Origin of the sequence: Actibacterium mucosum KCTC 23349 (genome assembly GCF_000647975.1) — a bacterium.
Classification (GTDB): domain Bacteria; phylum Pseudomonadota; class Alphaproteobacteria; order Rhodobacterales; family Rhodobacteraceae; genus Actibacterium; species Actibacterium mucosum.
In genome coordinates this window covers 64,070-78,002 of sequence record NZ_JFKE01000006.1, presented here as the reverse complement: position 1 = coordinate 78,002, position 13,933 = coordinate 64,070, and the positions used below count along the sequence as shown (strand labels likewise).

Sequence of the window (13,933 nt, the reverse complement as noted above, 5' to 3'; positions counted from 1 at the left end):
GAAAAACTCGCGTTCCATGCTTGATCCGAAACAGGCGATTTTCCCAAGAAAACAACCGCGACAGGGGCGGTCGGCGGCGACTTATGAGGCGATCCTGGAGGCTGCGGCTCGCATTCTGGAGCGCGAAGGCCCCGAGGGACTGACGACGAATCTGGCCGCCGAACTGGCCGGGGTCAGCGTGGGATCGCTGTACCAGTATTTCCCGTCGAAAGAGGCCATTATTGCCGAGTTGATCCGGGCCATGCGCGACCAGATGCTGGCCGATTTGACCGACGCGGCCGCATCGCTGCAGGATGCACCGATCAACGTGGCGGTAGAGCGGCTGGTGGCGGCCTCGATCCGGCACCATGCCGACCGCCCCGCGTTAGCGCGGGTGTTGGAGGCGGCGCAGCCGATGTTGCCCCTGCATGCCGAAACCGCCGCGCGCGAGGCTGAGATTCAGGCGCTGATCATGCGCACCCTAAAGGGATACGGCGTGGCCGACCCGGACCAGGTGGCCTTTGACCTGATCGCGCTGACCAAGGGGATGGTCGATGCCGCCGCGCAGGCCGGCGCACAGGATTTTGCCGCCGTGCAGGCGCGGGTGGTCCGCGCTGCGCGCGGGTATCTGGGCTAGCCGAACTTGCCCGAGATAAAGGCCCTGGCCTGCGGGGTGTCGGCGTGGGTGAACATCGTCTCGGTTGGCCCGATCTCCAACAGCCGGCCAAGGTGGAAATAGGCCACCCGGTCGGCAATGCGGCGGGCCTCCATCATCGAATGGGTGATCACAACGATGGCGTGATCCTGTTTCAGGCTGGACATCAGCGCCTCGATCTTGGCCGTGGCGATCGGGTCGATCGATCCGGTGGGCTCGTCCATCAGCAACACGTCGGGCTCGGTCGCCAGCGCGCGCGCGATGCACAGGCGTTGCTGCTGACCACCCGACAGGTCGGTGCCGGTCTTGCTGTGCAGGTGGTCCTTGACCTCGTCCCACAGATGGGCGCGGCGCAGGCAGGATTGCACATGCGCGTCCAGTTCGGGGCGGTTGCGGGTCAACCCGTGCAGCCGCGCGCCATAGGCGACGTTTTCGAAGATCGAGGAGGCAAAGGGGTTGGGTTTCTGCGCAACCCAGCCAAAGCGGCGCCGGTGCAGGGGCGGGTCGATATCGGGCGCGTGGATGTCGTGGCCATCCATCAGAACCTGCCCGGTCATGCGCACGCCGCGGGTGGTGTCGTGCATGCGGTTCAGCACCTTCAGCGCGGTGGATTTCCCGCATCCGGACGGGCCGATAAAGGCCAGGATCTCGGACGGGTACAGGTCGAAATCCACATCAATCAGCGCATGTTTCTGATCGTACCAGAAATTCAGGTTCTGCACCTCGATCAGCGGGTCGGTGTTATTGCCCACCGGATGATGGATCGAGGCGGGAAGAGGGGGGTGGTCAAGCATCGCGGTCTCCGTCTATGGGATGCCGCAATTGTCGCTCAGACCGCGCGGGTGCGGTTCGATCTAGATCAAACCGGCGCGATTGTCACAAAAAGTTCACGTCAGGCTGTCGCCCCACCCGGCCTCCAGCGCCCGGCGCAGAGCGGCAGTGTCGGCGGGGCCGATACGGTTGGCCAGCTCGGCCTCGATCTCGGCCAGAACGGCGCGGGCGTCGGTAACCAACGCGTTGGCTTTGTCGGTCATCACGATCAGCTTCTGATTGCGTTTCACCGGATCGGCCTGCAGCTCCAGCAGCCCCAATTCCGCCATTTCGCGCACCGTGCGATAGACGGCCTGCCGCGAGATGCCCATGCGGTGCGCCACGGCCGAGGCATAGGTGGTGCCGCAATCCAGGTTCGAAAGCAGCGCCGTCTGCGCCTCGGTCAGCGACGGGTGGCCGCGCGTGGCCAGCCGCGCGTCCAGGCTATGCACCACCCAGGTCTGCGCGGTTTGCAACAACAACGTCATCGGCGCTGGCGGGTCCAGCTGCATTGGGCTTCTTGTAAACGAAGTTGACAAGTTGAGTGACTCCGCGCATTGTAAGCAAAGTTGACAAGTTTCGGAGGCTACCATGCCCACACTTCGCCACGTCATGCAAGTTAATGCGGCCTCGTGCCTGGGTTTTGGCGCGCTTTTTGCTGTGGCGCCCGGAGTGGTTGCGCAGGCGCTGGGCACGCCGCCGGTCTGGCTGATACTTGCGCTTGGCGTGGGTCTGATCGGTAACGGGCTGCACCTGATCCTTGCCTCGCGCCGCGCCAAGCTGCGCCCGGACGAGGTGATCTGGTTCTCCATTGGCGATCTGGCGTGGTTTTTGGGCTCGATGGGCCTGCTGGCGGCGCAGCTTTGGGTGACCACGCCGCTGGGAGTGGGGCTGACATGGGCCGTGGCGCTTGGCGTTGTAACGCTGGGCCTGACGCAACTATGGATGTTGGGACAGGGCGCGGCCGGGGTGTCATCCGGCATTTATCTGCGGCAGATCCTGCGCACATGGCTGTCGATGAAACTGTGGGTCAAGATCTGGCTGTTCTTCCTGAACGGCGTATTCTTGTGGGCCTTCACCCTCGTGCCGTCAGATTTCGCCCGCGTGACCCTGATCGGCTATGTCGCCTGCGGCCCGGTCCTGCTGGCCTTTGCCTTCCGCATGGGCGGGCTCAGCCGCGCGGCGGGCTGGGGGCACCTGATCCCCTGGGTGCCGATGGTGGCCTGGTGGCTGATCGACGGGATCGACACACCCTACAAGGCGCTGCTTCTGGCCAGCACCCTGATCTGCCTGGCCTTCGACCTGTTTGACGTCGCGCGCTACCACAAGGGTGACCGGGCGCTGATCGGGGCGCTAGCGTAGCTCTTTGCGGATCACCAGTTTCAGGCCCGACCACACGCCGTCCACCGCGCAGACTTTCACGTCGACCAGGCCCATTGGCAGGCAAATTTCGCGAATGACATCCTCGGTCACTTCGGTGGGGCGTTTGGATGCCTTCTTCGGCCACGAGACCCACACCATGCCGTCGCGTGCCATCACCGCCCGGGCGCGGGTCAGGTGGGCCTGAAGACCGGCGCGCGAGGTGGTGAAGAGGTGCGTGAACTCTGCCCCGTCAGGAATGTCATCAACGGCGGCAACTGGCGCCGCGTCGGGGCCCAGAAGCGCGGGGTAGTCATCCGGTGCGTCAATGCAAAACGCCGCCATGCCCGGTTTCAGGCCCAGCTTGGCGGCCAGGGGTCTGCCGGAATACCCGGCCATCAATCGCCCAGCTTGGCGTGCACCTCGTCCAGGTCGATCTCGCCGATGGGCAGCTTGTTGCCCGGATTCTCGAAATCGTATTTGAACAGGTCGAAATCCTTTTTGTAGATCTCATAGACCAGATGCTTGGACAGATCGTCGAAGTAATCTTCGATCGGGTGAGCGCGCTTGGGGCCGTGGCCCTCGGATTCGTTGAACCGCGGGATCTCGGACAGCACCACGTCGTGCTTGGTCTCGACCGCGTCCAGCACCGATTGCATGCCTTCGTTGAATGTCTCGGTGTAAAAGATGTTGTTGTAACGCCCGCCATTCACGATGAAGGTCGAGATATGGCCCGCCATGGCCGACCAGTGGATATCGGGCTCCATCGGACGGCGCCAGCGGATGGTGTCGCGGGCAAACAGCAGGAACCGGCGGAACGACGCGATCTGGTCGAACTCTTCCTTGCCGTCGTCGCCGCCCACTTCGATCCCGTATTTCTGGATCAACAGCGGCACCAGATTGCCGCGATACCGGCGCCCATTGCGCTGAATGCCGCAGATCTTGTCGAAAAACGAGCTCAGGATGCGCGAGTAGGGGTTGCGCACGCAGGTAAAGGCATAGGTCTCCTGCGCCTTCACGCGGCGTTCGATCACCGGCTGGCTGGTGTCGATGGCCCATTTGTGGATGCCATAGGTGGCATCGTGAATGTCGCCGTCAAAGAATTCGCCGTGGTCGGCGTAGAACATGATCTGGCCAATGGTCGAACACGCGCATTTCGGAACCACGCGGTAGACGACGCTTTCGCTCTCGGTCATCCAAGTGCCGGGAAAACCCATAAATAAATGCCTCCTAAACCATCGGTTCGCGCCGATGGCTGTTTGATGCACACAAAATTGCAAAGAAATACTGTTTATTCAACGGCTGTTCACGTTAATTAGTCTCAATAGCGGCACAACAAACAACAAGAGCGGACACGAGTTTTGGCCCGAATTGCCTTCATCCTTCTTTGCCACAAGGATCCCGACGCGATCATTCAACAGGCGCGGCGGCTGACCGAGGCCGGGGACTATGTCGCGATTCACTTCGATGCGCGCGCAAAACGCAGCCACTTTGACAAGATTATCGACGGTTTGGGGGACAACGAAAACGTTGTCATGGCCAGGCGTCGGATCAAGTGCGGCTGGGGCGCGTGGTCTTTGGTGCAGGCAACGCTTTACGCGGTCGAGGCGGCGGAAAAGGCCTTTCCGAAAGCCACGCATTTCTACATGCTGTCCGGCGACTGCATGCCGATCAAATCCGCCGCGTATACCCACGCCTTCCTTGACGGCCAGGACAAGGACTTCATCGAAAGCTTCGATTTCTTCGAATCCGACTGGATCAAGACCGGGATGAAGGGTGACCGGCTGCATTACCGGCACTATTTCAACGAGCGCACGCAAAAGCGACTGTTCTATGGGGCATTCAACCTGCAGAAAAAGCTGGGCCTTGACCGCAAAGTACCGGCCGATTTGCAGATCATGATTGGCAGCCAATGGTGGTGCCTGCGCCGCCGCACCATCGAGGCGGTGCTGAAATTCACCCGCGACCGGCGCGACGTGATGCGCTTTTTCGCGACGACGTGGATCCCGGATGAAACCTTCTTTCAGACGTTGGTGCGCCATCTGGTCCCCGAGGCCGAGATCGAGACGCGCACGCTGACATTCCTGATGTTCTCGGACTATGGCATGCCGCTGGTCTTTTATAATGACCATTACGATCTGCTGCTGAGCCAGGACTACCTGTTTGCCCGCAAGATCTCGCCTGAGGCGCGCGAGCTGCGGCGGCGGCTGGGGGCGCTTTACACCACCGATGATGCGCAGTTCACGATTTCGGGCGAGGGGCCCAGCCTGTTCAAGTTCCTGACCGGGCGGGGCCGGATCGGCCGCCGGTTTGCCCAAAGGTTCTGGGAAACCGAATCGAGCCTGGGCCGCGAGCGCGAGCTGATGATCATCACCTGCAAGAAGTGGCACGTGGCCAAGCGCCTGCTGGATCAGGCGCGGCAAGCCACCAACGTTCCCGGCATCGAATACCTGTTCAACGAGGAAGGCACCGCGCTGCCGGATCTGGGGGGCATCCAGACGACGCTGGAAAAACGCACCCGCCACCGCCGGGCGCTGATGCGGATGCTGTTTGATTATTACGACACCAACCGGTTGATGATCTGTCTTGACCCGTCGAACCTGGACCTGATGCATGATTTCTATTCGGACCGGTCGGTGACAAAGCTGTTAGAGATCAAGACGGATTTCAGCGACGATTACCTGATCGGCCACGCCAAACGGGTTGGCCTTGCAGGCGAACGCACGCCGCAGGAAACCGTGGACCGGCTGCTGCCGACCATCCGGTACGACGTGGTGTTTGAAAGCGACCGTATCCGGGATGCGAATTTCCCGCATCTCTATCGCATTCACGAAAGCCGGACAGCCGAAGAGAATACCGAAGCGCTGGCAGAATTTCTGGACGTGCCGCCCGAAAAGGCGCATGAGATTGCGTCGACCCACTATCTGTTTGTCGATTGAGGACCGCCATGGCGTATGACTACGACACCCAAAACATCTTTGCGAAAATCCTGCGGGGCGAAATTCCGAATGATACGGTTCTGGAGACAGAGCATTCGTTGGCGTTCCGGGATATCGCGCCGCAAGCGCCTGTGCATGTGCTGGTGATCCCCAAGGGGGCTTACGTGAACTATGACGACTTTGCGCAGAACGCCAGCGACGCAGAAATCATCGATCTGACCCGCGCCGTGGGGGAAGTGTGCCGCATGACCGGAGTGCAGCCCGGCGAAGGTGGCGACGGCTGGCGTTTGGTCGCCAACGCGGGTGAAGCGGCCATTCAGGAAGTTCCGCATATGCATGTGCACGTGCTGGGCGGTCGAAACCTGGGCCGGATGTTGCCGAAGATGGATTAAACGGTGCGCCTTGCGGCGCGCATGATGTCTCGCTGCTCGGCCATTCGGCCTGCGCGCTCGGGCGGGCGCGTGGGGCAGGCGGGGCTTTTGCACAGGATCCGGGTCGCTTGGGGCAACCGGGGGCAATAGGTTGGGTTGGATTTCCAAGGGGAGCCTTCCATGAACCTGACCTTTTTGCCCGTTCCAACGGACAGTGTTGACGGTTACCGCCGTGGTGCGGCGGATGCCAATGGGCAGAGCCCAGAGCGTTGCACGATCACCAGCGACGGGTTTCAGTGCCGCCATTGCTTGTCATACATTCCCGTGGGCGCGCCGGCGCTGGTGCTTGCGCACCGCCCTTTCGCCGACATACATCCCTATGCCGAATGCGGGCCGGTCTTTGTCTGTGCCCAGGACTGCGCCGCTTTTTCCGGCCCGGGTCTGCCCGAGATTTTCGCCGAAAGCGAGATGTTGGTGCGTGGCTATGGGGCCGATGAGCGGATTGTCTATGGCACGGGCCAGATCGCCCCGGCCGGCGGGTTGCAGGCGGTCTGTGCCGCCATTCTGGCAGATGAGGCCGTTGCCTTTGTGCACGTTCGGTCGGCGCGCAACAATTGTTACCAGGCGCGGGTGGAGCGTGCGGGTTAACCGCGCGACGAGGTCAGGGCGACAAACACGTCTTCCAGATCGGCCTCTTCGGTGGCCACGTCGCGAATGGCAATGCCGGCGTCGCGCGCTGCGTCCAGCACCTTGCCGGTGGTGATCTGGCCGCGCCGATAGGTCAGCGCCAGCGCGCCGTCGGGGCGGCGGCACTGGCTGACGCCCTGCGGCAGGTCCAGCGCCGCGGGCACCGCGCCTTCGGGGTGGATGACCAGCGTTTTGCTGTCGATCCGGCCCACCAGCGCCTCGGTCTTGTCCTGCGCGATCAGTTCGCCGTGGTTGATGATGGCGATCTCGTCGCACATTTCTTGCGCTTCTTCCAGATAGTGGGTCGTCAGGATGATCGTCATGCCGTCGCGGTTCAGCTGCCGCACGTTTTCCCACAGCATCTGGCGCAGCTCGATATCGACCCCGGCGGTGGGCTCGTCCAGCACCAGCACATGCGGCGTATGCACCAGCGCCTTGCCCAGCAAAAGCCGCCGCCGCATGCCACCCGACAGCGAGCGCGCATAGGCATCGGCCTTGTCGGTCAGCCCGATCATCTCCAGAATGCGGTCGGTCTGGCGTTCGGCCCGCGGCACGCCGTAAAGACCGGCCTGCACGTCCAGCGCGGCGCGGGGGGTGAAAAACGGATCAAGGTTCAGCTCCTGCGGCATCACCCCGATCGAGGCGCGCGACTGGCGCGGGTTTTCGTCCTGATCAAACCCCCAGATGCGCACGCTGCCGCTGTCCTTGACGACAAGCCCGGCCAGAATGTTGATCATCGTCGATTTGCCCGCGCCATTTGGCCCCAAAAGGCCAAAGATCGACCCGGCCCGAATCGCCAGATCAACACCTTTAAGGGCCTCTTTGGGGGGCTGATTGCCCGCCGGCCGGTAGGTTTTGCGCAAAGCCTGTATCTCAATCGCGTTTCTGGTCATTTGGGCACCCCCTTGGCCTTGCTCATGGCTGCGCTTTCGCTATCATGCCCGACCGAAATAGGCGAGCGTTTAGCGGAGCGAAAGACCCATGACCACCCAGGCCCAAGAGATCGAAATCACCGACCAATGGCGCGTGGCCTGCGATGGCGGCGAGGGCGCATTGGGCCATCCGCGCGTGTGGCTGACCATCCCCAAGGATGTGGGTTTCGTAATCTGCCCCTATTGCGACAAGAAATACATCCACACGTCGTTCGCTGACAAATTGCAGTGATACGCCGGGCGCTGCGATGGCTCGCGGCGCTGCTGTCTCTTCCCATTCTCTACGTTCTGGCGGGGTTTGGCGGTGCGCTGATCCCGGCCGGTGGCGGTGCCGCTGACGGGCCGCCCGCGATGACGGTTGGCCTGATCTCGGGGCCGATCCACTATGATTTCCTGCTGCCGCTGACGCCGGAGACGCGCGAAACCTTCGGGTTTCTGGCCGATGGCGGCGTGTTTGTCGGCGATCCGCGGGCCGAGTGGCTGATCATCGGCTGGGGCGCGCGCGACTTCTACACCACCGTCGGCACCTATACCGATGTCAGCCTGCGCGCCACGGCCAAGGGGGTGTTTGGCGACACCTCGGTGCTGCGCGCGTCAACTTTCGGTGCCATCGACGTGACGCAAGGTATCGACTCGCTGGCGCTGACCACTGACCAATACACGCGCCTTCTGGCCGCGATCCGTGGCAGCTTTGCGCCCGATGCCGGGGTGCTGCGGGCCTATGACGGGCAATCGGCGTTTTATCACGCCGCCGGGCGGTTCAATATCTGGCGCACCTGCAACGTGTGGGTGGGGGATATGCTGCGCGCGACGGGTCTGCGCTTTGGCGTCTGGACGCCCACACCGCAGGCGGTGCGGCTGTCGCTGCGCCGCTTTGGCCATCTGTCACCATAGGTCAGCTTCCGGGTGGAAGCGCGCCGCGATCCGTGCCATCAATTGCGGGCTGTCGCGAACATCAAAGGGGGCTGACATGAGCGAAGGATTCGGCAAGGGCTGTCATCTGCATTTGATCGACGGATCGGCCTTTATCTTTCGCGCCTTTCACGCGCTGCCCCCGCTGACACGAAAATCCGACGGGCTGCCAATCGGCGCAGTGGCCGGGTTCTGCAACATGATCTTCAAGATGGTCGAAGATAACAAAGGCCCCGACGCGCCTACCCATGTGGCGGTGATCTTTGACTATTCCGGCAAGTCGTTCCGCAACGACATGTATGACAAATACAAGGCCAATCGCCCCCCCGCGCCCGAGGATCTGGTGCCCCAGTTCCCCCTTACCCGCGAGGCGACCAAAGCGTTCAACATCGCCTGTATCGAGCGCGAGGGGTATGAGGCCGACGACATCATCGCCGCCTATGCCCGCGAAGCGCGCGAGGCTGGTGGCCGCGTGACCATCATCAGCTCCGACAAAGACCTGATGCAGCTGGTCGGCGGCGGGGTCGAGATGTTTGATGCCATGAAAAACAAGCGCATCGGCGTGGAACAGGTCGAGGAAAAGTTCGGCGTGGGCCCCGACCGGGTGATCGACGTGCAGGCGCTGGCCGGTGACAGCGTCGATAACGTGCCCGGCGCGCCGGGGATCGGGGTGAAAACCGCGGCCCTTCTGATCAACGAATATGGCGATCTGGAAAGCCTTCTGGACCGCGCCGAAGAGATCAAGCAACCCAAGCGCCGCCAGACCCTGATCGACAACCGCGCGCAGATTGAGCTGTCGAAAAAGCTGGTGACGCTGGACGACCAGACGCCGCTGGACGTGCCGCTGGAAGCGCTGGAGGTCAAAGACCCCGACGCCGAGGTTGCGATGAAATTCCTGGCCGAGATGGAGTTCCGCACGCTGACCAAACGCGTGGCCGACATTCTGGGTGTCGAACCCCTGGTCATCGCCGAGCCTGAGAAGACTGCCGATCAGGCCGAGGCCCCCGAACTGCCCCCCATCGACGCCGACAAATACGAATGCGTGCGCGATGCCGCAGCCCTGCAACGCTATATCGACCAGGCGCATAAACGCGGCTATGTGGCCGTGGATACCGAGACAACCGGCCTGGACGAAATGCGCGCCGATCTGGTGGGCGTGTGCCTGTGTGTTGAACCGGGCGATGCCTGTTATGTGCCGCTGACCCACAAGGATGGCAGCGACGACCTGTTTGGCAGCGACCAGCTGGCCGAAGGCCAGATGGATGCCGATCAGGCTCTGGCCATGCTGAAACCCATGCTGGCCGACCCCGCCATCCTGAAAATCTTTCAGAACGCCAAATACGACGCCAAGATCTTCGCCCGCCTCGGCCTTGACGTGGCGCCCTGCGATGACACGATGCTGATGTCCTACGCGCTGAACGCAGGCATCCACAATCACGGCATGGACGTGCTGTCGGAACGCTACCTAAGCCACGCGCCCATCCCGATCAAAACCCTGCTGGGCACCGGCAAATCCGCCATCACCTTCGACCGCGTCCCGGTCGACGAGGCGGTCAAATACGCCGCCGAAGACGCCGACATCACCCTGCGCCTGTGGCAGATCTTCAAGCCGCAACTGCACCGCAAACAGGTCACCACAGTTTACGAGGTGATGGAACGCCCCCTGATGCCGGTTCTGGCCAAAATGGAGATGTCGGGCATCAAGGTTGACCGCGACACCCTCAGCCGCATGTCCAACGCCTTCGCCCAGAAAATGGCCGGGCTCGAGGCCGAGATACACGAACTGGCCGGCGAAACCTTCAACGTCGGCAGCCCCGCGCAGGTGGGCGAAATCCTGTTCGAGAAAATGGCCCTGCCCGGCGGCAAAAAGGGCAAAACCGGCAAATATTCTACCCCCGCGGATGTGTTGGAGGATCTGGCCACCGAACACGACATGCCCGCGCGCATCCTCGACTGGCGCCAGCTGTCCAAGCTGAAATCGACCTATACCGACGCGCTGCAGGAACATATCCACCCCGAAACCGGCCGCGTGCATACCTCTTACGTGCAGACCGGCGCCAATACCGGGCGCCTCGCCTCGACCGACCCGAACCTGCAAAACATCCCCGTCCGAACCGAGGATGGCCGCCGCATCCGCGAGGCCTTCGTGGCCGAACCCGGCAATGTCATCGTCTCGCTCGATTACAGCCAGATCGAGCTGCGCATCCTCGCCCATGTCGCCGGCATCGACAGCCTGAAACAGGCCTTCCGCGAGGGCCAGGACATCCACGCCTCAACCGCGTCCGAAATGTTCGACGTGCCGCTGGACGAGATGACACCCGAAATCCGCCGCCAAGCCAAGGCGATCAATTTCGGCGTGATCTACGGCATCTCGGGCTTTGGCCTGGCGCGCAACCTGCGTATCCCCCGGGCCGAGGCGCAGGGCTTTATCGACCGCTATTTCGAACGCTTCCCCGGCATCAAGGAATACATGGACGACACCGTCGCCTTCGCCAAGGAACACGGCTATGTCCAGACGCTCTTTGGCCGCAAGATCCACACGCCCGAGATCAACGCCAAGGGCCCCCATGCGGGCTTTGCCAAACGCGCCGCGATCAACGCGCCCATTCAGGGGGCGGCTGCCGACATCATCCGCCGCGCCATGATCCGCATGCCCGCCGCCATCGAGGGCCTGCCCGCCAAGATGCTGTTGCAGGTGCATGACGAATTGCTGTTCGAAGTGGCCGAGGACGGGGTGGAACCCACCATCGCCCGCGTCCGCGACATCATGGAAAGCGCCGCGCACCCCGCCGTGCATCTGGACGTGCCGCTGGTGGTTGATGCCGGGCAGGGCGACAACTGGGCTCAGGCACATTGATTTAGTTAAGAGGTTGATTTGTTTTTCAAGTTTGACGTTGAGGCCGACACACGCGACTGGGTATTTGACCAGTTTGAATGGGCGATTGCCGAGGGCATCCTTTCGGCGCAAACCCCGCTGATCCTGCCAAACGCCTCTTTTTTCCCATCCGGATCGGGCACGCCCGACGAAACGGTTCTGGGTCTGGTGCGCTCCATCCAGGACCACCTGAAGATACCGGATGCCGTCATCCACGTTGCCCAAGCCGATGTGTTGCCGGCGGAATACCGGCATAATTACCAGGATTTGGCCTCGGTCGCGGGCACATGGCAGGGCGATGACGAAGGCGGCGCGATGATCCGCTATGACCCCGCACTGATGAACGCAAAAATCGGATTCCTCTCGATCCTTGTGCACGAGGTTTTACACCATCGGCTGAACAACGCTGAAACCCCTTTGGACATGGACCCGGCGGAAGAGGAACTGGCCACCGACCTGCATTGCATAACCTCTGGCTTTGGCGTGATCTCGATGTCGGGGGCCGAACAATTGGGATGGCAGGGGTATATGCGGCAGGAAACGCGGGCGTTTTGCCTTGCCCTTTTCTGCCAGATCACCGGGACACAAGACGTCGCTTTGGCCGAGATTGCGCCGCGTTCCCGCAAGCTGTTGAAACGTGCGTTGAAATACTGCGCGTCGTTCAGCGATGATCTGAATGCGCTAAAGGCTGCCGCATCCGGCGCCCCGGCACACTGACCCTGCGTTCCTGTTGCGCGCGGGGCGGGCTGCCAACATAGTTGGCCCATGACCGATATCCTGACCCTGACCGAGGCTGACGGAATTGCCACCGTCAGCCTGAACCGTCCCGACCGCAAGAATGCCTGGGTGTGGGACACCTTTGATGGCCTGGCCGACATGGCCGCCCAACTGGCCACGCGCGACGGCTTGCGCGCGGTGATCCTGCGCGGGGCTGGCGGGTGTTTCTCTTCGGGGCTCGACACGTCGATGTTCATGGAATTCGCCGGCGATATGGACGCGGTCAAGGCGCAGATGGCCGTGGGCAACGGCCCGCGCGGGGCCAACCGGTTTCAGGCGCCATGCGTGGCATGGCAGGATCTGCCGGTGCCGGTGATCGCCGCGATTGACGGCGTGGCCTATGGCGCGGGCATGCAGCTGGCGCTGGCGGCCGATTTCCGCATCGCCGCACCCGACGCCCGCCTGTCGATCCGCGAGGCGAAATGGGGCCTGATCCCGGATATGGGGCTGACCCAAAGCCTGCCGAAACTGCTGCGCGCCGATTTGGCCAAAGACCTGATCATGACCGGCCGGGTGCTGGACGCGGATGTGGCGCTGGGCATGGGTCTGATCACCCGCATCGCCGACGATCCGCACGCCGCCGCGCAGGCGATGGCGGCCGAGCTGTCGGCGCGTTCCCCCGATGCGGTGCGCGCCACCAAGACGATGGTCGAGGCCGCCTGGGCCACGCCCGATGCACTGGCGCTGGAGGCCGCGTTGCAGGCCGACCTGATCGGCAGCCCGAACCAGGTCGAGGCCGTGATGGCCGGCATGCAAAACCGCCCGCCCAAGTTTCGCTGACGCCAGCGCCGAACGGGTCGGCCGCCGGTGGTGAAACTTGCAAATTCAGCGAAAACGGCGGGGGCAAAGTTTAACCTTCGCGGTTTTGGGTCCGTCAAACTTTAAACAAAACCTGCAAGTTTCTGCACGTGGTCCCGGCTGCCCGGTTTTTCGGCGCTGCACCGCGCGCTGCGTGCATGGTTTGGGAACCGTGATTCTGTGCGAATGCAGTGGATTGGCGAGAAAATTGTTTTAAATCAGCTCACTAACCGGAATGAACGGGAAAAAGGTGCCGTTTGACCAAATGCCGAACTGACCGTCGTGTTCCACGCCCAGGTCGATCAGCCGGTAGAAGCTTTTGCGGTCGATCAACGCCTCCAGATTCGCGCGGATCAGAACATAGGGCGACGGCTCGCCGGTTGTGCGGTCGCGTTCCACCCGGATGGGGTTGTCGGGGCCCGCAGAGGCGGTGTCGCCGACATGGGTGGTGAAGGTGACAACCTGGTCTAAGCCATTGCCAGTGATCGAGAAATCCTGCGCGACAAAGGGGGCGTCGTCGACGGTGATGCCCACTTTTTCGACCGGCGTGACCAGGAAGAAATCGTCGCCATCCTTGCGCAGAATCGATGAGAACAGCCTGACCAGGCCCGGCCGTCCAATCGGGGTCCCAAGGTAAAACCACGTCCCATCGCGCGCGATCCGCATGTCCAGATCACCGCAAAAGGGCGGATTCCAAAGATGCACAGGCGGCGGCCCCTTTCGAGAGGCGTCTTTCGCAGCTTTCGCCAGGCTCTCGGTACCGGGTTTCACGATCATTTGTCCTTTCTTGCATTTTGCCCTTTGTGCGGGCGGGCATACTCGCCTTTAATGTAGGTATA

Annotated in this window: 16 protein-coding genes; 10 read left to right on the top strand and 6 right to left on the bottom strand. The window is 62.3% G+C overall.

What is annotated here, in order from left to right:
- The first annotated feature begins 16 nt into the window (after positions 1-16).
- Positions 17-616 (top strand): TetR/AcrR family transcriptional regulator, encoded by a 600-nt coding sequence (locus tag ACMU_RS14310; protein WP_035261092.1) that lies wholly within the window; start codon positions 17-19, stop codon positions 614-616.
- Here ACMU_RS14310 and ACMU_RS14305 read toward each other — a convergent pair.
- Both ACMU_RS14305 and ACMU_RS19515 read right to left on the bottom strand, forming a co-directional pair.
- Positions 613-1,428: a phosphate ABC transporter ATP-binding protein gene (locus ACMU_RS14305; protein WP_051588362.1), complete on the bottom strand. Its 816-nt coding sequence runs from the start codon at positions 1,426-1,428 to the stop codon at positions 613-615. The two genes, ACMU_RS14310 and ACMU_RS14305, sit on opposite strands and share 4 nt — an antisense overlap.
- 93 nt (positions 1,429-1,521) lie before the next feature.
- Positions 1,522-1,956: a MarR family winged helix-turn-helix transcriptional regulator gene (locus ACMU_RS19515; RefSeq protein WP_051588361.1), complete on the bottom strand. Its 435-nt coding sequence runs from the start codon at positions 1,954-1,956 to the stop codon at positions 1,522-1,524.
- A 79-nt stretch (positions 1,957-2,035) separates the two neighbouring features.
- Between ACMU_RS19515 and ACMU_RS19510 the strand changes: the two genes are divergently transcribed.
- Positions 2,036-2,806 carry a hypothetical protein gene (locus ACMU_RS19510; RefSeq protein WP_161635687.1) on the top strand — a complete coding sequence of 257 codons (771 nt, stop codon included), beginning with the start codon at positions 2,036-2,038 and terminating at the stop codon, positions 2,804-2,806.
- Here the strand turns inward: ACMU_RS19510 and ACMU_RS14290 are convergent.
- Together ACMU_RS14290 and ACMU_RS14285 are read right to left on the bottom strand one after the other, a co-directional pair.
- Positions 2,798-3,202, bottom strand: coding sequence for a DUF3052 family protein (locus ACMU_RS14290; RefSeq protein WP_051588360.1), 405 nt, complete (start codon positions 3,200-3,202; stop codon positions 2,798-2,800). The genes ACMU_RS19510 and ACMU_RS14290 overlap by 9 nt on opposite strands.
- Positions 3,202-4,020 (bottom strand): sulfotransferase family protein, encoded by an 819-nt coding sequence (locus ACMU_RS14285; protein ID WP_035260827.1) that lies wholly within the window; start codon positions 4,018-4,020, stop codon positions 3,202-3,204. Before ACMU_RS14285 ends, ACMU_RS14290 begins: the two co-directional genes overlap by 1 nt.
- A 144-nt stretch (positions 4,021-4,164) precedes the next feature.
- Here ACMU_RS14285 and ACMU_RS14280 point away from each other — a divergent pair, with 144 nt between their 5' ends.
- The 3 genes from ACMU_RS14280 (at position 4,165) to ACMU_RS14270 (ending at position 6,761) form a co-directional block, all read left to right on the top strand.
- Complete coding sequence (locus tag ACMU_RS14280) at positions 4,165-5,742, top strand: DUF5928 domain-containing protein (RefSeq protein WP_035260825.1); 1,578 nt, start codon at positions 4,165-4,167, stop codon at positions 5,740-5,742.
- A gap of 8 nt (positions 5,743-5,750) precedes the next feature.
- A complete protein-coding gene (locus ACMU_RS14275) occupies positions 5,751-6,134 on the top strand; it encodes an HIT domain-containing protein (RefSeq protein WP_035260824.1) in 384 nt (127 codons plus the stop codon).
- A gap of 159 nt (positions 6,135-6,293) precedes the next feature.
- Positions 6,294-6,761, top strand: a complete 468-nt coding sequence (locus tag ACMU_RS14270; protein ID WP_035260823.1) for a DUF1203 domain-containing protein — start codon at positions 6,294-6,296, stop codon at positions 6,759-6,761.
- Here ACMU_RS14270 and ACMU_RS14265 read toward each other — a convergent pair.
- Positions 6,758-7,693: an ABC transporter ATP-binding protein gene (locus tag ACMU_RS14265; protein WP_035260821.1), complete on the bottom strand. Its 936-nt coding sequence runs from the start codon at positions 7,691-7,693 to the stop codon at positions 6,758-6,760. The two genes, ACMU_RS14270 and ACMU_RS14265, sit on opposite strands and share 4 nt — an antisense overlap.
- Before the next feature lie 88 nt (positions 7,694-7,781).
- Between ACMU_RS14265 and ACMU_RS14260 the strand changes: the two genes are divergently transcribed.
- The 5 genes from ACMU_RS14260 to ACMU_RS14240 all read left to right on the top strand — a co-directional run bounded on the left by ACMU_RS14260 (position 7,782) and on the right by ACMU_RS14240 (position 13,076).
- Positions 7,782-7,964 (top strand): zinc-finger domain-containing protein, encoded by a 183-nt coding sequence (locus ACMU_RS14260; RefSeq protein WP_035260819.1) that lies wholly within the window; start codon positions 7,782-7,784, stop codon positions 7,962-7,964.
- Positions 7,961-8,626, top strand: coding sequence for a TIGR02117 family protein (locus ACMU_RS14255; protein ID WP_051588359.1), 666 nt, complete (start codon positions 7,961-7,963; stop codon positions 8,624-8,626). Before ACMU_RS14260 ends, ACMU_RS14255 begins: the two co-directional genes overlap by 4 nt.
- A 76-nt stretch (positions 8,627-8,702) precedes the next feature.
- Positions 8,703-11,501: a DNA polymerase I gene (gene polA, locus ACMU_RS14250; protein WP_035260818.1), complete on the top strand. Its 2,799-nt coding sequence runs from the start codon at positions 8,703-8,705 to the stop codon at positions 11,499-11,501.
- A gap of 18 nt (positions 11,502-11,519) precedes the next feature.
- Positions 11,520-12,236 (top strand): hypothetical protein, encoded by a 717-nt coding sequence (locus tag ACMU_RS14245; RefSeq protein ID WP_035260816.1) that lies wholly within the window; start codon positions 11,520-11,522, stop codon positions 12,234-12,236.
- A 48-nt stretch (positions 12,237-12,284) separates the two neighbouring features.
- A complete protein-coding gene (locus ACMU_RS14240) occupies positions 12,285-13,076 on the top strand; it encodes a crotonase/enoyl-CoA hydratase family protein (protein WP_035260814.1) in 792 nt (263 codons plus the stop codon).
- 231 nt (positions 13,077-13,307) lie between these two features.
- Here the strand turns inward: ACMU_RS14240 and ACMU_RS14235 are convergent, their stop codons facing one another.
- Positions 13,308-13,871 carry a DUF1285 domain-containing protein gene (locus tag ACMU_RS14235; protein ID WP_035260813.1) on the bottom strand — a complete coding sequence of 188 codons (564 nt, stop codon included), beginning with the start codon at positions 13,869-13,871 and terminating at the stop codon, positions 13,308-13,310.
- Positions 13,872-13,933 lie beyond the last annotated feature (62 nt).